This window comes from Mycobacterium sp. URHD0025 (genome assembly GCF_000426065.1).
Classification (GTDB): Bacteria; Actinomycetota; Actinomycetes; order Mycobacteriales; family Mycobacteriaceae; genus Mycobacterium.
On the sequence record NZ_AUEQ01000001.1, the window covers coordinates 806,321 to 824,345 of the forward strand.

Genomic DNA, 18,025 nt, shown 5'->3' on the forward strand with positions numbered 1-18,025 from the left:
CGACTCCCGGGGGTAGGGGCTTGACCTCAATCGTCATTGAGGTTTCAGACTCGGATCATGAACTCCACGCCCTCACATTCGCTCTTCGACGAAGCCTACGAGTCCCGGACCGCGCCGTGGGTCATCGGCGAGCCGCAACCGGCCATCGTCGAGCTGGAACGCACCGGCCGGCTGGCCGGCAAGGTGCTCGACGCGGGCTGCGGCGCTGGTGAGCACACCATGCTGCTGACGCGGCTCGGGTATGACGTGCTCGGCATCGACTTTTCCGAACACGCCATCGCGCAAGCCCGCGAGAACGCGGCAAGACAGGGCATCGACGCGCACTTCGCCGTCGCGGACGCGACCCGTCTCGGCGAGTCGCAGGAGCCGCCTTATGACACCGTCATCGACAGTGCGCTGTTCCATGTCTTCGGAGATGCCGACCGGCCCCGCTATGTGGCCAGCCTGCACCGGGCGACCCGGCCTGGCGCGACGGTGCACGTACTGGCGCTGTCCGACGCGGGCCGCGGGTTCGGACCCCAGGTCAGCGCCGATGTGATCCGCCGCGCCTTCGCGCAGGGCTGGGAGCTGGAGGCGTTGGACACCACGACGTACCGCGGAGTGGTGAGTGCGGCACATGCCGAAGCGCTCGGCGAGCAGGTCGGAGCCCGGGTCGACGAGCCGGCCTGGCTGGCCCGCATCCGCAGGCTCTGAGGGGCTCACGGTGCGTCGTACCCCGGATGCGCGGCAGCGAGCCGCTGTTTCACCAGGACGCGCAAGCAGGCCGTGACGTCGTCGGCGTGGTCGTCGAGTTCGCCGGCCCGGATCGCGGCCGCCAGCGCGGCCTCGTCGGTGAACCCGAGTTTGGCCAGCGCGGCTTCGGCTGCCGGGGCAGCGTCCTCGGCGAGCAACTCGCGTTCGACCATCCGTAGGGCATTGGCGGCCACCCGGGCCTGAAACCTCACCGAGGCTGCCACCGTCTCACCGTCGCGCACCTGGCTGTCCAGGAACTCGGCGACCGCGGCCACGAGCTCGGCTGCGGTCGGCCGCCCGTACAGGTTGTTCACCAGCTGCTCCCGTCCAGCAGACACAACAGGTCCCATTCGGTTTCGCAGACACGACGGCCGATCGTCGCCAGCTCCACCGAGCGGCTCTGACCGCTCAGGTGCCGCTCCGCCTGATAGCGGCAGATGACGCCCCAGCGCAGCGTGGCGAGCACGAGCCACCACCGGATCGCCGACCGGTCCAGGGTCGCGCCGCCGGCCTCTTCGTAGGCATTCAGGAAATTCTCGATGCTGCCCAGACCGCCCGCCCCGAGGTCGGCCGGTGCCCCGAACCTCCAGGCCCGGATACAGAACCAGGCCAGGTCCTCGTACACCTCGCCGAGGTGCACCAGCTCCCAGTCCAACACTGCGGCCAGTCCCGAGTCGTCGACGATCACGTTGCCCATCCGGAAGTCGCCGTGCACCAGCCGCGTCGGGGACGGTGGTGGCCGGTTGGCGGCCAGCCAGCGGAACACCCACTCGAAAGTGGCTGTGGTGTCACCCATCTCGTCGAGTTGCTCGCGCCACTGAGCCAGCTGGTCCTGCTCGACGAGGCCGGACAGCGCCGGCGGTTCGGCCCGGTGGATGGCCGCCAGGGCCTGCGCGCACTGGGTGAGCAGCCGGCTCCGGCCGGCCTCATCGAGGCTGCGTTGAATGCGGCGCACGATGGTCTCACCACCGATGAAGTCACAGATCAGGAATGGATCGCCCAGGGCGGCAGCGGAATCGTCGGCGACCAGCACATGGGGGACGGGCGCCCCGGCCAGTGCCGCAGCCCGTTGAGCAGCGGCCTCCAGTTCCATCCCGGCATGGACCTCGTCGGGTGCGCCGGTGCGCAGGATCAGCGGGCGCCGGGCCGAGTCGGCGACGGCGTCGAACGACCAGGTGGTGCGGCTGGCCCCGCCGGTCAGCTCGCGCAGGTTCTCGATGGCGACCCCGGCGCCAAGCGCCGGCGCGAGGACGCTGGTCAGACCGGTGGCCAGAGCCGCAGTCACTGCTTGGCCTTGCCGAACCCGAACAGGCGCTGGGCCACCCGGCGCATCTGGATCTCCTCGGCACCTTCGGTGATGCGGTAACGCCGGTGGTGGCGATAGATGTGCTCGAACGGCTCGTGACGGCTGTAGCCGATGCCGCCGTGCACCTGCATGGCTCGGTCGGCCGCTTCACACACCAGACGGTTGGCGCGGTAATTGGCCATCGAGACCTTGTCGGAAACCTCCATGTGGTGGTTCTGGTCCAATTGCGTTGCGGCATAGCGGACAAGCAACCGCACCATCTGGGCCTCGGTCTGCAACTCCACCAATGGCCACTGGACGGCCTGATTCACCGCCAGCGGCTTGCCGAACACCTTTCGCCGGTTGGCATAGTCCACTGCGCGGTCGATACAGAACTGGGCGGCGCCGAGGCTGCTGGCGGCCTGGCGAATCCGGTTCTCGTGCAGGAACGTCTGGCCGACCTCAAGGCCGCGGTCGACCTCACCGAGCACCGCATCAGCCGGCACTCTCACGTCGTTCAGCTCGACCTCACCGTGATCGGTGGGCATGTTGAACGTCCACCAGTAGAACGGGACGGTGAATCCCGGCGCGTCGGTGGGCACCAGAAATGCGGTGATGCCGCGGGCCTGACCCGGATCGCCCGACGTTCTGGCGAAGATCAGATCGTGGGTGGCACGATGCACGCCGGTGTTCCACCGCTTGCGGCCGTTGATGATCCAGCCTTCCCCATCGGATACCGCCGTGGTTTCCAGCCAGGTGGCGTCGGATCCGTGGTCGGGTTCGGTCAATCCGAACGCCATCGAACGCTTGCCGGTGAGCATCGCCTCGACCCATTCGGCCTTCTGACCCTCGGTGCCGAACCGGTCCATCATGATCACCTGCGGGAAGTTGCCCACGATCGAGGACTCGTCCTGTAGGTCGTTGTGCAATCCGAGGCCCTTGTGCGCCAGGTGTTCCCGGATCACGGCCATGTCGAGGTTGCTGCCGTCACGTCCGCCGAACCGGGCAGGCAGCCCGTAGCGCAGCCAGCCGGCGGCGTCGGCACGACGGCGCATCTCGTCGAGCAGATCCTCCCAGGCACGGGCAGGCACACCGCCGTTCTCCCAGTCGGTGCGGGCGTATTCACGGCGTTGGTCGAAGTACTGCATGTGCTCGCGCTCAAGTGGCTTGATCTCCGCCTCGATGAACGCGTCCATCTCGGCCAGCACTTTTGAAAGATGTTCGGGTAAAGCGAAATCCACGTTGATCTCTCTTCCTCGGGTCAGAAGCCGTACAGGGTTCGCTTCCAGATTGTGGACAGGGTGGCAATGGCGTCGGCATCGCTGATCTCGATGCCGAGCCCGGAATGGCCGACGAAGACGGTGGTGAAGTTCTCGAACAGCAAGGCGATGGCTGCGCCGACGTGTTCCGGTTCCAGCCCGCGGGCATGGCCCTGGTCCTGGGCGTGGCGTACCGAGGCGATGACGATGTCGATGCCGAAGCGGCGGAACTGGTTCTGCACGTCGGCGAAGCGCTGCTGGGTGGCGGCCAACTGGTCGACGGCGATCATGATGCCGATGTTCTGTTTGAAGATGTTCCAGTAGCCGGTGACCACTGTGGTGAAGAACTCGGTGTCGTCGGGGGAGTCCGGCAGGTGCAGGTTGAGCCCGGACGGTTCGACGACGTCGTGCAGGAACGATTCGGCCAGCGCCGCCAGTAGGTCTTCCTTGTCGGTGAAATACCGGTAGAACACCGCGGAACTCTTGCCGGCCGCCGAGGTGATGTCTGCCAGGGTGGTGCCGTGAAAGCCGCGCTCGGCGAACAGTTTCCGCGCAGCGAGCTCGATGGCCGACCGGGTCTGGCGGCCCTTGGTGCCCAACTCGGCGGCGGTCATCGACGCCTCAGCCCAGGATCCGGTCGCCGGCGCGCAGCAGTGCGCTGGGAAGCTCGTGGCCCACGGCCTCTTGCGCGATGCGGGCGGCGTCGATGGCGGCGGTCAGTTCGACATCGACGGCGATGTCGCTGTCGCGCAACATGTAGACGAGGTCCTCGGTGGCGATGTTGCCGCTGGCTCCCGGGGCGAAGGGGCAGCCGCCCAATCCGCCGACCGAGGCGTCCAGCCGGGTCACGCCGGCCTGCACGGCGGCGTAGGCACTGGCCAGACCCGCGCCGCGGGTGTTGTGGAAGTGGGCGCCCAGCGGCAGGTCGTCGATCAGCGGCCGCACCTTCGCGACCAATGTGCTGACCCGCCGCGGGGTGGTCGTGCCGATGGTGTCGGCGATCGCCAGCCGGTCCACTCCGAAACCGACGGCAGCCGAAGCGATGTCGAGCACCCGCTGCGGATCGGTCGGTCCGTCGAACGGGCAGTCCCATGCGGTCGCGATGATCACCTCCACCGAAGTATCGCTGTCACCCGCGATGGCCACGATGTCTGCGATCTGCGCGGTGGCCTCGGCCGAGGTGCGGCCGACGTTGGCGTGGGAGTGGGCATCCGAGGCGGACACCACGTACTCGATCGATCGCAGCCCGGCGGCAATGGCCCGTTTGGCGCCGTTGGGGCTGGCGACCAGCGCGGAGAATTCGACGTCGGGAAACCGGTGTAGCTCTTCGGCCAGTCCGGCCGCGTCGGCCAGGGCCGGCACCTTCGAGGGGGACACGAACGCCGTGGCTTCCACCTCCCGCACCCCGGTGGCCACGATGGCCTCGAGGATGGCCAGCTTGGCGGACAACGGAATCGGCGTCTCGATCTGCAGGCCGTCGCGCAGACACACCTCGCGGATGTCGACCTTGGTGGGCAGGCTCATGTCACAGCACCCCCTCCGAACGCAGGTTCTCCAGGTCGTGTGCACTGCGTCCCAGCAGACCCCCGTACACCTCGTCGTTGTGCTGACCGGGGTGTGCCGAGCCGGCGTTGCGGATGGTGCCGGGTGACTCGGAGAGCACCGGGACGACGCCGGGGCCCTTGACGTTGCGTTGCACCCGCTCATCGAAGTGATCGGCGATCATGCCGCGGGCCTGGAGTTGGGCGTCCTGTACCACCTCGGCCACGGTGTTGATCGGTCCGCTGATCACACCGGCTTGCGACAAGGTCTCGATGATCTCGGTGGGCTGCCGCACGGCGGCCCAGTCACCGATGATCTTGTCCAACTCGTCCTGATTACGGCCGCGGGCAACATGATTGGCGAATCGATCGTCGGTCGCCAGCTCGGGGCTACCCATCGCCGCGCACAGCCGGCGGAACACGGTGTCCTGGTTGGCCGCGATCACCACCCAGCTGCCGTTGGCGCTCTGGTAGATGTTCGACGGCGCGATACCTTCCAGCCGCGTACCTGATGGCCCCCGCACCACGCCGCCGACGTCGTAATCGGGGATGGTGGATTCCTGTATGGCCAGACAACTTTCGGTCAGTGCGGTGTCGACGATCTGCCCCTCGCCGGTGACCGTCCGCCGGTACAGGGCCGCCAGTGCGCCCTGGGCGGCGAACATGCCGGCCAGGCTGTCGCCCAGCGACAGGGCCAGCCTGGGCGGGGGACCGCCCGGGAACCCGTTCATGTGTCGCAGTCCACTGGAAGCCTCGGCCACCGAGGCGTAGCCGGCCTTGCCGGCGTCGGGCCCGGTCTGCCCGTACCCGGACACTCGCACCAGGATGATGCCCTTGTTCCGTTCGCGTAGAACGTCATAGCCGAGGTCCCACTTCTCCAGGGTGCCCGGGCGGAAGTTCTCCACGATGATGTCGGACTGTTCGACCAACTCCAGGAAAAGATCCCGGCCGGCTTCCTTCCGCAGGTCCAGGGTGACGGCCTTCTTGTTACGGGCGTGCACGGTCCAGAAGAAGTGGTATCCGTCGAGTTCGGCCTGTCCCCAGGTGCGCAGCGGATCGGGGGTGGACGGCAGCTCGATCTTGATGACCTCGGCGCCCATGTCGCCCAGCAGCCGGCCCGCGAAGGGGCCCGAGATCAGCGTGCCGAGCTCGATCACCCGGACCCCGTCTAAAGCTCCTGTTGTCATGACGGATCCAATGAGAACCCATGCCGGTGAAGCCAATCCGTGCAGATCCCGACGGCTTGGCGCAGCGTGCCGCGCTGGTCCGGGCCCGAATAGTAGTGATTGGCCCCGGGGATCTCGTGCATCTCCTTGTCGGAATGACCGATCGCCTCGTACAGCCGGCGGGTGTGGCTGGGCGTGCAGGCGTCGTCGGCCAGATTGCCGATCACCAGGGCGGGCACCGCGATGTCCGGCCCGGCCTTGACCGCGTCACCGTTGGCGTCGTCGTAGCTCCACTGGGACAGCCAGCTGCGCAAGGTACAGAACCGAGCCAGGCCGACCGGGCTCATGTTGACCACCTGCGGATCGCCCAGGTAGCAGGTGCCGGGGGTGCGCTCGTTGGGATCGACGCTCGGGTCGAGCCAGCGAGGATCGGCCATGGTGCCGTGCACGACGAAGGCGTACTCATCATCGGGACGTCCGGCGGCCTTGAGATCCGCCAGCTTTTCCTTGACCCACTTGGTGATGCGCCGATTCCGCGCGATTTGAGCCTGGTGGTACCGCTCGAGGAACTCAGGGGTGTATGGCGGCTGGTTCGGGTTCTCCGGGTTGTAGAGGTCGAGTTCCGGGTCCCGCTTCGAGGGGTCGTTCTCGTCGAGGATGGACGCGTCCATCCATTCGGTCATGGTGCCGTGGCGGCTGATGTGCGCCGCCAGCAACATGATTCCGTCGGCCGGGATCAGCCCCAGCTTGGTGAGGTCGGGCCCGTCTCCGGATGGGCTGGCCGTCACTGTCGGGTTCTGCGCCTGCTGCTGGTAGAACACCGACAGCGATCCGCCGCCGCTCCATCCGGCCAACACCACCTTGTCGTAGCCCAGCCGGTTCTTGGCGTCCTTGATGCACTCGCCGAGGTCCTCGACCACCTTCTCCATGAGCAGCGCCGAGTCCGTGCCGCGAAACCGGCTGTTGCAGTAGATGACATGGTGCCCGGCCCGGGCCAGCGCGTTGATCATCGGCAGATACGCACCGCCACCGATCGGGTGCATGAACACCAGGACGGTGTCTGAGGGCTTCGATTTGGGCCGCAACAGATAGCTCTCCAGCACGACCAGCTCGGCGACGCCGCCGTAGACGTCGCGGACGGAGGAGTTGTTCTGGTAGGCAACCAGATACGGGATGCGGTCGTACTCGTGCTTCACGGGTGCTTCGGTGGTTGCGGTCATCGCTAGTGCTGCCCCAGATCGTTGGCGAGGATTTCGGCGGACGGAACGAGACGACGACGGGTGTCGATCGCGATCACCGACCAGTCGACCCGGTCGTAGTCGTCGAACTTGCGGCGGGCGCGTTCCCGTGCCTTCTCGGGCGCCCCGTGGTGAACGCCCTGTGGTGCATGGGAAACCAGGCCGGGCGGCATCGGGATGCCGTACAGCGTGCCGCCGTGGAAGAACGCGATCTCGTCGTAGTCGACGTTGCGGTGATACCACGGGGTGCGCTCGGTGCCCGGCACGCTCTCGGCCGGCTTGGGCAGGAAGTTCATCACGTACACGCCGGTGGCCTGCATGAAGAGGTGCACGGTCGGCGGAAGGTGCACGCTCTCGGAGGTGATGACGGTGTAGTCCTCGATGTTGAAGGTGAACGGGAAGTTGTCGCCCCGCCAGCCTTCCACGTCGAGCGGATTGTGTTGATAGAACAGCGAAGTCGGACCGCCTTCATGGATGAGGCGGACTTCATATTCTCCGGCGGCCTGCGGCCCGACGCCGTCGTCGATCGGTTGCGGCTCGGGAATGGTGATCTGAGCCGGGTCGAAGGGGAAGTGGCGGCCCAGAGTGCCGGCCGGCGGAACCCGGAAGTCATCGGTGGCCTGGATCATGAGGAACGTGCTCGCCCCGTCATCGCTGTCCGGCACCTGACGGAACGTGCAGGCCTTCGGGATGTAGACCCAGTCGCCCTCGCGGTAGCGCAGGGGACCGAATTCGGTCTCCAGCAGACCCGATCCCTTGTGTACGAACAACAACAGGTCGCCGTCGACGTAGCGGACGAAGAACGGCATCTCCTCGGTCCGCCGGCTCAACAGCACCTGGCAATCGGCGTTGGAGAACATCAGCAGCGGGCCGCCGTGGGCGTCGGTGGCGTCGCTGGGCTTGAGCTCGCTGGACAACACGTCGGTGGGGCGCAGGGGGCCGACGGTGCGATAGGCGGTCGGGTCGTTGCGCCGGTACATGTTGGCGGTGCGGCCGACGAACCCGCCGCGGCCCAATTCGTCGTCCTTGAGGCCATCGAGGTCGGCATGCACCCGCTTCGGTGTCTTGCCTTTACGCAGGTGAACGAAGGATTCCATGCTCGACTCCTGAACGGTGCGGGCGAAAAACTGAAAGTGACTTTACTTTTTGTTCAGGTCGATGGCAAGGGTGTCTACAGGGCGCTTTACCGCGTTTCGGGCGCCGCCTGCCCGGGTAGCCCTTGACGGGCGCACGCGCCCGCTGCTGCCCGCCGGTGTCAACGAAAGGACTCGCATGCGAAAGGAATTGGAAGGCCGCAGGGTCGGGATCCTTGCCGCCGACGGTGTGGAGCGCATCGAACTCGAACAACCGCGCACGGCCGTCGAGAACGAGGGCGGTCACGTCGAGCTGCTGTCACTCAAGACCGGCGAGATCCAGGCCCGCGATCACGATCTGGAACCCGCAGGCACCTTTTCGGTGGACCGCACAGTCGCCGAGGCGAAGGTCGACCAGTTCGACGCGCTGATCCTGCCCGGTGGGACCGTGAACCCGGACAAGCTGAGGCTCGACAAGGCCGCGGTGGCGTTCGTCCGCGATTTCGTCCGATCCGGCAAGCCCGTCGCCGCGATCTGTCACGGGCCATGGACCCTGGTGGAAGCCGACGTGGTACGCGACCGCACGTTGACCAGCTATCCGAGTATCCGCACCGACCTTCGCAACGCCGGTGCCACCGTGGTGGATCAACAGGTCTGTATCGACGGCAACCTGATCACCAGCCGCGCGCCGGACGATCTGCCGGCGTTCTGTGAGGCCGTCACCGAGGTATTGGCGAGTAGCCCGGCCCAGACCTGAGCGCGGGCCGAGCCATGACTACTCGCGCCACGGTCGACGCGGCCGGTCCTGAGCCGGTCGCTGAGCGATCCACCAATCGGCAGCGCAACTTCGTCTTCCTGGCGGTGGTGCTCGGCATGCTGCTGGCCGCCCTCGACCAGACGATCGTGGCGACCGCGCTGCCCACCGTCGTCGCTGATCTGGGCGGAGCGGGACACCAGGCCTGGGTGGTGACGAGCTATCTGCTCGCCTCGACCATCGTGACCGCCGTCGTGGGCAAGCTGGGGGACACCTTCGGCCGTAAGAAGGTCTTCCAGGTGGCGATCCTGCTGTTCCTCGTCGGATCGGTGTTGTGCGGGTCGGCCGGATCGATGGGGATGCTCGTCGCGTCGAGGGCGCTGCAGGGGCTCGGCGGTGGTGCCATCACGGTGACCGCGGTCGCGGTGATCGGCGAGGTCATCCCGTTGCGCGACCGTGGCCGCTATCAGGGCGCGCTGGGCGCGGTCTTCGGCGTCACCACCGTCATCGGTCCGCTGCTCGGCGGATTGTTCACCGACCACCTGAGCTGGCGGTGGGCCTTCTGGATCAACGTGCCGGTGGCGGTGGTGGTCATCGCGATCGCCGCGGTGGCCATACCCGAGTTCACCCGCACCGCCAGGCCGGTACTCGATTACGCCGGCATCGTCCTGGTCGGGCTCGGTGCGGCCGGTCTGACCCTGGCTACCAGTTGGGGTGGCACCACCTATCCATGGGGTTCGGCGACGATCATCGGGCTGTTCGTCGCATCGGTGGCCGCTCTGGTGGCCTTCGTCTTCGTCGAACGCCTTGCCACCGAACCGGTTCTGCCCATCCGGTTGTTCGCCAATCCGGTCTTCACGGTGTGCTGCGTGTTGTCGTTCGTGGTGGGCTTCGCGATGTTGGGTGCGCTGACCTTCCTGCCGACCTACATGCAGTTCGTCGACGGTGTCTCGGCCACCGCATCGGGGCTGCGCACCCTGCCGATGGTCGCCGGGCTGCTGGTGACCTCGTTGGGCAGCGGCGTACTCGTCGGGCGGACCGGGAAGTACCGGATCTTCCCGATTGCCGGCACCGCCGTCATGGCAATCGGATTCATGCTGTTGTCGCGGATGGACGCCGACACCTCGACACTGACTCAGTCCCTTTACCTTCTGGTGCTGGGCTGCGGCATCGGCCTCAGCATGCAGGTGCTGATCCTGGTGGTGCAGAACACCGTCGACTTCACCGATCTCGGTGTCGCCACATCGGGCGTGACGTTCTTCCGGGCGATCGGCAGTTCTTTCGGCGCGGCGATTTTCGGTTCGCTGTTCGCCAACTTCCTCGGCGACCGGCTTCCGCCGGCGATGGCAAGCAGCGGCGCGCCCCCGGAAGCCGCGACATCGCCCCAGGTGCTGCACGGACTGCCGCATGAGATCGCGGCGCCGATCGTCGGCGCCTATGCCGATTCGCTGACCCGCGTGTTCCTGTTCGCGGCCCCGTTCGCCGTCGTCGGCTTCGTGCTGGCGCTCTTCCTCAAACAGGTTCCGTTGCGCGACACCGCGGCGAGCGGCAGTACCGACATGGGTGAGGGCTTCGGCATGCCGACCACCGAGTCGCCGGAGAAGCTCCTCGAAATGGCGATCGGCCGGCTGCTGCAACGTAGTCACGGTATCGATCTCGAGGCCCTGGCCCAGTCACCCCGCAGCCGGCTGGACGCCGCGCAGCTGTGGGCGCTGATCCAGATCTACCGGCATGCCGCCGCGACCGGGGCCGCCAACCTGTACGACATCGCCGACGAGCGCCGGGTGCCGCGGCAGATCCTGGAGCCGACGTTCGACCGGTTGGTCGCCTCGGGTCTGGCGGCACGGAGCGGACGCGAGTTCTCCCTCACCCCGGCGGGTGCGGCGGAAATCAGTTCGGCTCGAAACATCATCTCGGGCTGGCTCACCGAATCTCTCGCGCAGTCACCGGAATTCGAAGGCCGGCCGGACCGCCTGCAGGTGCAGGGTGCGCTCGACCGCCTCGCGCGCGGTGTCCTGATGGAGCGGGATCCGGCGCAGGACGAGACCCGGCCGATGAAGTTGGGGCCGTCGCGCAGGCCGGTCGTCGAACCACCGACCACCAGGATGCGCACCCCGGCGGCTGGGCCGCCGATGGAACCGCCCACCCGACCGTTTCGCCCGCGGGCAGGGGCACCGCCGCGGGGCAGGCCGCGTCCGCCGCGCCGCTGACGGTGCGCCTCAGATCATGGACGTTCGGGGGATCCGCATGCCCAGCGCCAGCGCTCCGGCCAACTCCCGGCTGGTGTCGTAGTCGAACACCACATGTCCGGCCAGGACGTCGACGTCGCGCTTGAACCGCTGCAGCGGGCTGGCCAGGAAATGGATGCTCGCGCCACCTGCGCCCAACAGGTCGGCGATCACCGCCTTTGATTCGCTGACGATGTGCGCGGCCGACAGACGGGCCTGCGCGCGCACCGGCTTGTCCACCGGGTCGCCGGCCGCCACGATTGCCTCGATCTCTCCGACGGTGTCGGCGAGCAGGGCCCGCAGGGCGCGAACCCGGACCTGAGCCCCGGCCAGGTGGGCCTGAGCGATCGGTTTGTCCTTCTGTATGACGCCTTCGTACGGCAGCACCCGTTCGCCGAGGCGCTGTGCGTAGATCTCGGTGACCCGCTCGGCGCTTCCGAGCGCGGGCATCGCCGCCAGCAGGGCCAGTGCGGGCACCATCGGCCAGCGGTAGGCGGTGCCGTCATGCAATCCGGCGCCCGGGGCGGTACCGGAATAGATGTCGAGCACTTTCACCAACCGGTGTTCCGGCACGAAGACATCGGTGGCGATGGCGTCGTTGGAGCCGGTGGCCCGCATGCCGTCGGTGTGCCACACATCGGCCACGGTCACATCGCTGATGGGCAGCAGGGCCAGCGCGGGATACAACGCATCGTCAGGCCCGCACAGCGCGGCCACGATGATCCAGTTCCCATGCATGATGCCGGTGGCCCAGGACCATCTGCCGGTCAGGCGGATGCCGCGCTCGACCGGCAGTCCACGTCCGGTCGGCGCGAGCGGGGCCGGGGCCAGGAACGGCCGGCTCGCGAAGGCCTCGTCCTGGGCCTGCTCGCCGAACAGCGACAGCATCCAGTTGTGCAGGGCCAGGAAGCCGATGGTCCACGCGCTCGACGTACAGCCGTGGGCCATCCGGCGCACGGGATCCAGGATCTGCGGGAAATCCGCCTCTTGACCGCCGTAACGGGCGGGGACCAGGAGTTCGGTGAAGCCGGACTCGACGAGGTCGCTCACCGTCGCGTCGGGAAGCCGGCGCAGCTGCTCGGCTTCAGCGGCCCGTTCGGCCAGTCGCGAGACGAATTCGGTCGTGATGCCGCGGTCCGTGGTGGGGGGCGAGGTCATGGCCCGAAAGCTACCATACTTTTTAGTATGTCCTGCGATTGGATGGCCTCCGGGGCGCCGGGCAGGCATTTCGAATACTGGTTGGCGACGATCAGATAACCCTCTGGACACCAGTTGTGAACGGATAGGCATCGGCGTTCATCGAGTGCTACTGGCTCCAACGGCGGGATTGTGCTGTTTTCCCAGGTAGACGGGCCGCCGGCGGGAGGTCGACGGAACCGAATTCCCTTTTTTGAATCCCTGGATATGCCGTTGCGCGGCGCGGCGCGGCTTTTCCCCCGTCATGGGCGCGTGCTTTACTCATGGCGCAACAACTGAATTCTTCGGTCCGCTCTGCTGCGCCTGATAAGGCGTCCGGCGACGGCGAGCGGGCGTGACAGTGCAGCGAGTCGATCGCTGCGGTGTCGCTTGGCGATGCTGATCGCTGATCGCGCAAATGGCGTAATGACCGGAAGACGGATGGATTCGCAGTATGACCTTCATTGACAAGATTCGTGGCCATTGGGCACGCCGCATGACGGTGGCGGCTGTGGCGGCGCTGTTGCTGCCTGGCTTGATCGGCGTTACCGGCGGATCGGCGACCGCGGGGGCATTCTCCCGGCCGGGCCTGCCGGTGGAGTACCTGATGGTCCCGTCGCCGTCGATGGGCCGCGACATCAAGATTCAGTTCCAGAGTGGCGGACCGGGTTCGCACGCGGTGTACCTGCTCGACGGCCTGCGCGCTCAGGACGACTTCAACGGTTGGGACATCAACACCAACGCGTTCGAGATGTTCCTCAACAGCGGCCTGTCGGTGGTCATGCCCGTCGGTGGTCAGTCCAGCTTCTACGCCGACTGGTACAACCAGGCCTGCGGTAAGGCCGGTTGCACCACGTACAAGTGGGAGACCTTCCTGACCAGCGAGCTGCCCGCGTGGCTGGCCGCCAACCGCGACGTCGCGGCGAACGGTAACGCTGCGGTCGGTCTGTCCATGGCAGGCTCCGCCGCGCTCATCCTGGCGACGTACCACCCTGACCGGTTCATCTACGCCGGTTCGATGTCGGGCTTCCTGAACCCCTCGGAGGGCTGGTGGCCGTTCCTGATCAACATCTCCATGGGTGACGCCGGCGGCTACAAGGCCAATGACATGTGGGGTCCGACCGAGGATCCGAACAGCGGCTGGAAGCGCAACGACCCGATGGTGCAGATCCCCACGCTGGTGGCCAACAACACGCGGCTCTGGATCTACTGCGGTAACGGCCAGCCGAACGAACTGGGCGGCGGCGACCTTCCTGCCACCTTCCTCGAAGGTCTGACCATCAAGACCAACCGCACGTTCCAGGACAACTACATCGCCGCAGGCGGCACCAACGGTGTGTTCAACTTCCCTGATGCCGGTACCCACAACTGGGCCTACTGGGGTCAGCAGTTGCAGGCCATGGTTCCGGACCTGCAGCGGGTGCTCGGCTAGTCCTTCCCGCTCGCCCTCTTAGCGCGAGCAGACGTGAAACCCCCCGAATCCGGCGAGATTCGGGGGGTTTTGCGTCTGCTGGTCAGAAGCCGCCGGCCCCACCCTAGTTGGCCGAGCAGACGCAAAACTGCCCAAAACCGCATGGGTTTTGGGCAGTTTGCGTCCGCTCGCGCAGAAGAAAGCTACTTCAGTTCGGCGGAGGACAGGCCGAGCAGGCGGCGGGCCACCACGAGCTGCTGGATCTGTTGCGTGCCTTCGAAGATGTCGAGGATCTTCGAGTCCCGCGCCCACTTCTCCAGCAGGGTCTGCTCGGAATAGCCGGTGGTGCCTGCCATTTCGACGGCCTTGAGGGTGATGTCGCTGGCCACCCGGGCGGCCTTGGCCTTCCCCATGGAGGCTTCCTTGGAGTTGGGGATGCTGTTGTCGGCCTGCCATGCCGAGCGGACGGTCAACAGGTACCCGGCCTCCCAGTCGGCCTCCATCCGCAGGAACTCCGCGGCGGGCGCGCTCTGCGCATGGGCCGGCTTGTCATAGGAGATCTCGATGCCGGCGTCGGTCAGGATCGCCCGCAGGTCCTCCAGAGCGGCGCGGGCGATGCCGACCGCCATGGCCGCCACGATGGGCCGGGTGTTGTCGAAGGTCTCCATGACCCCGGCAAAACCCTTGTCCACGTGGATCTCCGGATCGCCCAGGAGGTTGGCCTTGGGGATGCGGGCATTCTCGAAGCGGATCACCGCGGTGTCGGACGCCTTGATGCCCAGCTTGTGCTCCAGGCGCTCGACGGTGACGCCGGGGTGCTCGCGCGGCACGATGAACGACTTGATCGCCGCGCGGCCCAACGATTTGTCGAGTGTCGCCCACACCACGATGTGGGTGGCACGCGAACCGGCGGTGACGAAGATCTTCTCGCCGTTGATCACGTACTCGTCGCCGTCGAGCACCGCGGTGGTGGTGACGGCCGCCGAGTCGGAGCCGAAGCCGGGCTCGGTGATGGCCATCGCGGCCCACACGTCCTTGCCGAGGCTCTCGAGCTGCTCGGGGGTGGCCACCGAGGAGATGGCGGCGTTACCGAGGCCCTGGCGCGGCACCGAGAGCAGCAGGGCGACGTCGCCCCAACTGATTTCGAGCGCGTTGAGCAGCGCGGACATATTGGCACCGTTGACGGTGACTTTCTCGCCCTTGCCGTTGGCGTCGTCGCGGAACGCCTCTGCGCCTGCGAACGAGATCGTCTTCGCGCTCGAGATGCCCTCGAACAGGGTGGCCAGGGTGTCGAGCTCGACCGGGTAGGCGTGCTCGGCGAGGTCGTACTTGCGCGAGATCGGGCGAAGCATCTCGGCGGCGCCCTGGTGGCCCTTCTCGATGACCGCCTGCAGTTTGCGAGGCATTTCCAGATTGATTGCCATGATTAATCTTTCGCTTGGATAACCGTTTGGAGGACGCTGCGGTTACAGGACAACGACGCCTTCGGCGACGCCGATGGCCCGCAGATCGCGGTACCAGCGCTCGACCGGGTGTTCCTTGGTGTAGCCGTGGCCGCCCAGCAGTTGCACGCCGTCCAGGCCGATCTGCATGCCCTTGTCGGTACCGAGCTTGCGTGCCAGCGCCGCCTCGCGGGCGAACGGCAGCCCCTGCTCGGCGCGAGCGGCGCCGCGCCAGGTGATCAGCCGCAGGCCATCGAGTTCGATGGCGATGTTGGCGGTCATGAAGGCCACCGACTGGCGGTGGGCGATCGGCTCACCGAACGCCTGACGTTCCTTGATGTAGGGAATCACGTAGTCGAGTACCGCATGCGAGGTGCCGACCGCCAGTGCGGCCCAGCCCAGCCGGGACAGCGCGATCGCCTCGGAATAATCCTGATCGGTCGCATCGTCTTCACCGAGCAGGTTGCCCAGCGGCACTGCCACGTTGTCGAGTTCGATCTGGCCGAGCGCCGCGGCCCGGATGCCCATGCTGGGATCGGCCTTGACTGTGAGACCCGGTGACGAGGCCTCGACGATGAACAATGCCGGCTTGCCATTCAATTGTGCTGCCACGATGAACAACTCGGCATCGGCGGCGGCCGGCACCAGCGACTTGACCCCGGACAGGCGGTAGCCGCTGGGGGTCCGCACCGCGGTGGTCCTCAGTGCGGTGGGGTCGAACAGCGCGTGGGGTTCGGCGATCGCGACGCAGGCCTGCGGCACGTTGTCGCCGGCGAATTCCTTGAGGTAGGTGGCCTGCTGATCGGCGCTGCCCCAGTGGGTCAGTGCCGAGGCGACGCCACCGGGCGCCAGGATCGGCAGGGCCAGACCCATGTCTCCGTAGGCCAGTGCCTCGGCGACGAGCGCATTGGTGACGGTGCTGCGGTGCTCGGCGATGCCGTCGAAGTCCTCGGGCACGTTGACCGCGGTGATGCCCAGTTCAGCGGCCCTGGCGATCAGATCCGCGGGATAGGTGGCGGCCTCGTCGGCGTCGTGGGCGGCGGGCCGCAGGATCTCCGCGGCGAATTCCCCGACCGTTTCGACGATCATCTGCTGGTCTTCGTCCGGGGTGAGATCGAAGTAGTCGGCCCCGCTGGCCTTCAGCCGGGTCGGCGCCTTGCCCAGGCCCTGGACGCGCTGGAACTGCCGGGTGGCGGCACCTGCGGCGGAAAACACTTGTTTCACACCGTATTTCAGACTGCGGTTCAGCGGATCCCGCAGTCCGTAGCGGTCCAGGAATTCCTGACCGACGATCGGGGTGATCAGCGCCAAACCGATGTCGGTCGCTGTCCGCTTGTGCTTTTGCAGCCCGACGGCGCTTTGCCGGCCGGAGCTGGAGGGACGTGTGGGAGTGCCGTTCTTGGACGGCAGGGTGTTGGTCATGTCAGCTGCCTCTGTTGGTCGTGGCGACGCATCTGACCGTATCTTACTCCGGAGTAAGGTACGGCATCTGTTACCAACCTCACAGCGCAGCGGCGGGCGAACCAGCCGTGGACTCAGCCCGCCGACAACCTCGTCAGGACTGCGTCGTGGAGTGGCCCGTTGGTGGCCAACGCGCTACCTCCGTGCGGTCCGGGGGCGCCATCGATGCTGGTGAACGTGCCGCCGGCCTCGCGAATGAGGATGTCCAGCGGGGCGATGTCCCACAGCTTCACCTCGGGCTCGCAGGCGATGTCGACCGCACCCTCGGCGACCATGCAATACGACCAGAAGTCGCCGTAGGCCCGCACGCGCCACACCGCGTCGGTAAGTTCGACGAATCGGTCCCGACGGTCTTCCCACCCGGTTGTCAGATCCGAGTACGACAGGCTTGCCGAGGCAAGATCGCTGACACCCGAGACCGACAGTTTGCGGGTCGTCCCCGCGAACGAGCCGAATGCGCCCTGGCCCAGCCCGGCCCACCACCGTCGCGAGAGTGCGGGCGCACTCACCACGCCGACGGTGGGGATGCCGTCGTCGAGCAACGCGATCAGCGTGCACCACACCGGCACGCCCCGGACGAAGTTCTTGGTCCCGTCGATCGGATCGATCACCCACTGGCGCCCGGTCAATGTCGTTGTGCCACCGAATTCCTCGCCGAACACCGTGTCACCGGGGCGCGCCGCGGCCAGCGATGCGCGCAGTGCTTCCTCGGCTCCGCGGTCTGCATCGGTGACCGGCGTCAGGTCGGGTTTGGTCTCTACGCGCAGATCCAGTGCGCCGAAGCGATCCATGGTCAGTGCGTCGGCCTGATCGGCCAGTTCGAGAGCCAGTGTGAGGTCATCTGCGATGGTGCTCATGGCTGAAGTCCTACCATGGCCTGGTGTGGGAACTCGGGATACTGCTCCTGCTGGTCGGCGCTCTCGTGCTGCTGCTGGCGCCACGGATCATGCGCCGCCGCGGAATTCGCGGCGAGCTGGCCCACGGCACGTTGCTGGTGACGGGGGTGAGTCCGCGTCCGGATGCGACGGGGGAGCAGTACGTCACCATCACCGGCGTCATCACCGGGCCGACGGTCAGTGAGCACGTCGTGTACCAGCGCATGGCGGTCGACGTGAACGACTGGCCGACGATGGGCGCACTGTTCCCCGTCGTCTATTCGCCGGGAAACCCGGACAAGTGGGCCTTCGCTCCGGGCGGGCCGCCGGGAAGGCCGGAGCCGCCGGGGCCGCAAGCACCGGCGGGACCCTGGACTACCTGAG

General features: G+C 66.9%; 17 protein-coding genes. 5 read left to right on the plus strand and 12 right to left on the minus strand.

The features are described 5' to 3' along the window. Nucleotides 1-57: 57 nt before the first annotated feature. A complete protein-coding gene (locus tag H977_RS0103860; RefSeq protein WP_029106622.1) occupies nucleotides 58-693 on the plus strand; it encodes a class I SAM-dependent methyltransferase in 636 nt (211 codons plus the stop codon). Nucleotides 694-698: 5 nt separating this feature from the next. On the opposite strand, the gene H977_RS0103865 is transcribed toward H977_RS0103860, so the two are convergent. From H977_RS0103865 to H977_RS0103900, 8 genes are read right to left on the minus strand one after another with little or no spacing between them, the layout of a single operon-like run. Then, the gene (locus H977_RS0103865; RefSeq protein WP_051288611.1) at nucleotides 699-1,082 is read right to left on the minus strand and encodes a DUF6285 domain-containing protein; all 384 of its coding nucleotides are present in this window, start codon (nucleotides 1,080-1,082) and stop codon (nucleotides 699-701) included. Further along, entirely contained in the window at nucleotides 1,043-2,017 is a 975-nt protein-coding gene (locus H977_RS0103870) for a phosphotransferase family protein (protein ID WP_231395857.1), read from the minus strand. Before H977_RS0103870 ends, H977_RS0103865 begins: the two co-directional genes overlap by 40 nt. After that, nucleotides 2,014-3,258, minus strand: coding sequence for an acyl-CoA dehydrogenase family protein (locus H977_RS0103875; RefSeq protein ID WP_029106625.1), 1,245 nt, complete (start codon nucleotides 3,256-3,258; stop codon nucleotides 2,014-2,016). Before H977_RS0103875 ends, H977_RS0103870 begins: the two co-directional genes overlap by 4 nt. 20 nt (nucleotides 3,259-3,278) lie before the next feature. After that, nucleotides 3,279-3,890, minus strand: a complete 612-nt coding sequence (locus tag H977_RS0103880; RefSeq protein ID WP_029106626.1) for a TetR/AcrR family transcriptional regulator — start codon at nucleotides 3,888-3,890, stop codon at nucleotides 3,279-3,281. Nucleotides 3,891-3,897: 7 nt separating this feature from the next. Next, complete coding sequence (locus tag H977_RS0103885; RefSeq protein WP_029106627.1) at nucleotides 3,898-4,800, minus strand: hydroxymethylglutaryl-CoA lyase; 903 nt, start codon at nucleotides 4,798-4,800, stop codon at nucleotides 3,898-3,900. Nucleotide 4,801: 1 nt separating this feature from the next. Continuing rightward, nucleotides 4,802-6,004, minus strand: coding sequence for a CaiB/BaiF CoA transferase family protein (locus tag H977_RS0103890; RefSeq protein WP_029106628.1), 1,203 nt, complete (start codon nucleotides 6,002-6,004; stop codon nucleotides 4,802-4,804). Beyond that, entirely contained in the window at nucleotides 6,001-7,203 is a 1,203-nt protein-coding gene (locus H977_RS0103895; protein WP_029106629.1) for an alpha/beta hydrolase family protein, read from the minus strand. Before H977_RS0103895 ends, H977_RS0103890 begins: the two co-directional genes overlap by 4 nt. Nucleotides 7,204-7,205: 2 nt before the next feature. Beyond that, nucleotides 7,206-8,318 carry a homogentisate 1,2-dioxygenase gene (locus H977_RS0103900; RefSeq protein WP_029106630.1) on the minus strand — a complete coding sequence of 371 codons (1,113 nt, stop codon included), beginning with the start codon at nucleotides 8,316-8,318 and terminating at the stop codon, nucleotides 7,206-7,208. A 175-nt stretch (nucleotides 8,319-8,493) separates the two neighbouring features. On the opposite strand from H977_RS0103900, the gene H977_RS0103905 reads away from it, so the two are divergent. Further along, nucleotides 8,494-9,051 carry a type 1 glutamine amidotransferase domain-containing protein gene (locus H977_RS0103905; protein WP_029106631.1) on the plus strand — a complete coding sequence of 186 codons (558 nt, stop codon included), beginning with the start codon at nucleotides 8,494-8,496 and terminating at the stop codon, nucleotides 9,049-9,051. Nucleotides 9,052-9,065: 14 nt separating this feature from the next. Then, nucleotides 9,066-11,258, plus strand: coding sequence for an MDR family MFS transporter (locus H977_RS0103910; RefSeq protein WP_029106632.1), 2,193 nt, complete (start codon nucleotides 9,066-9,068; stop codon nucleotides 11,256-11,258). A gap of 9 nt (nucleotides 11,259-11,267) precedes the next feature. On the opposite strand, the gene H977_RS0103915 is transcribed toward H977_RS0103910, so the two are convergent. Beyond that, the gene (locus tag H977_RS0103915; RefSeq protein ID WP_029106633.1) at nucleotides 11,268-12,434 is read right to left on the minus strand and encodes an acyl-CoA dehydrogenase family protein; all 1,167 of its coding nucleotides are present in this window, start codon (nucleotides 12,432-12,434) and stop codon (nucleotides 11,268-11,270) included. Nucleotides 12,435-12,906: 472 nt separating this feature from the next. Here H977_RS0103915 and H977_RS0103920 point away from each other — a divergent pair, with 472 nt between their 5' ends. Continuing rightward, nucleotides 12,907-13,884: an esterase family protein gene (locus tag H977_RS0103920; RefSeq protein ID WP_029106634.1), complete on the plus strand. Its 978-nt coding sequence runs from the start codon at nucleotides 12,907-12,909 to the stop codon at nucleotides 13,882-13,884. A gap of 182 nt (nucleotides 13,885-14,066) precedes the next feature. On the opposite strand, the gene H977_RS0103925 is transcribed toward H977_RS0103920, so the two are convergent. The 3 genes from H977_RS0103925 to hisN form a co-directional block, all read right to left on the minus strand. Continuing rightward, complete coding sequence (locus H977_RS0103925) at nucleotides 14,067-15,287, minus strand: acyl-CoA dehydrogenase family protein (RefSeq protein WP_029106635.1); 1,221 nt, start codon at nucleotides 15,285-15,287, stop codon at nucleotides 14,067-14,069. Between the two features lie 42 nt (nucleotides 15,288-15,329). Continuing rightward, the gene (locus tag H977_RS0103930; protein ID WP_029106636.1) at nucleotides 15,330-16,727 is read right to left on the minus strand and encodes an acyl-CoA dehydrogenase family protein; all 1,398 of its coding nucleotides are present in this window, start codon (nucleotides 16,725-16,727) and stop codon (nucleotides 15,330-15,332) included. 113 nt (nucleotides 16,728-16,840) lie between these two features. Further along, nucleotides 16,841-17,623 (minus strand): histidinol-phosphatase, encoded by a 783-nt coding sequence (hisN, locus tag H977_RS0103935; RefSeq protein ID WP_029106637.1) that lies wholly within the window; start codon nucleotides 17,621-17,623, stop codon nucleotides 16,841-16,843. A 23-nt stretch (nucleotides 17,624-17,646) separates the two neighbouring features. Here hisN and H977_RS0103940 point away from each other — a divergent pair, with 23 nt between their 5' ends. After that, nucleotides 17,647-18,024 carry a hypothetical protein gene (locus H977_RS0103940; protein ID WP_029106638.1) on the plus strand — a complete coding sequence of 126 codons (378 nt, stop codon included), beginning with the start codon at nucleotides 17,647-17,649 and terminating at the stop codon, nucleotides 18,022-18,024. Nucleotide 18,025 lies beyond the last annotated feature (1 nt).

Coding starts and splice junctions, on each gene's coding strand:
- H977_RS0103895 (WP_029106629.1), bottom strand. CDS start 7,203: ATGACCGCAACCACCGAAGCACCCGTGAAGCACGAGTACGACCGCATC.
- H977_RS0103915 (WP_029106633.1), bottom strand. CDS start 12,434: ATGACCTCGCCCCCCACCACGGACCGCGGCATCACGACCGAATTCGTC.
- H977_RS0103890 (WP_029106628.1), bottom strand. CDS start 6,004: ATGACAACAGGAGCTTTAGACGGGGTCCGGGTGATCGAGCTCGGCACG.
- H977_RS0103900 (WP_029106630.1), bottom strand. CDS start 8,318: ATGGAATCCTTCGTTCACCTGCGTAAAGGCAAGACACCGAAGCGGGTG.
- H977_RS0103885 (WP_029106627.1), bottom strand. CDS start 4,800: ATGAGCCTGCCCACCAAGGTCGACATCCGCGAGGTGTGTCTGCGCGAC.
- H977_RS0103925 (WP_029106635.1), bottom strand. CDS start 15,287: ATGGCAATCAATCTGGAAATGCCTCGCAAACTGCAGGCGGTCATCGAG.
- H977_RS0103880 (WP_029106626.1), bottom strand. CDS start 3,890: ATGACCGCCGCCGAGTTGGGCACCAAGGGCCGCCAGACCCGGTCGGCC.
- H977_RS0103920 (WP_029106634.1), top strand. CDS start 12,907: ATGACCTTCATTGACAAGATTCGTGGCCATTGGGCACGCCGCATGACG.
- H977_RS0103930 (WP_029106636.1), bottom strand. CDS start 16,727: ATGACCAACACCCTGCCGTCCAAGAACGGCACTCCCACACGTCCCTCC.
- H977_RS0103860 (WP_029106622.1), top strand. CDS start 58: ATGAACTCCACGCCCTCACATTCGCTCTTCGACGAAGCCTACGAGTCC.
- H977_RS0103910 (WP_029106632.1), top strand. CDS start 9,066: ATGACTACTCGCGCCACGGTCGACGCGGCCGGTCCTGAGCCGGTCGCT.
- hisN (WP_029106637.1), bottom strand. CDS start 17,623: ATGAGCACCATCGCAGATGACCTCACACTGGCTCTCGAACTGGCCGAT.
- H977_RS0103905 (WP_029106631.1), top strand. CDS start 8,494: ATGCGAAAGGAATTGGAAGGCCGCAGGGTCGGGATCCTTGCCGCCGAC.
- H977_RS0103865 (WP_051288611.1), bottom strand. CDS start 1,082: ATGGGACCTGTTGTGTCTGCTGGACGGGAGCAGCTGGTGAACAACCTG.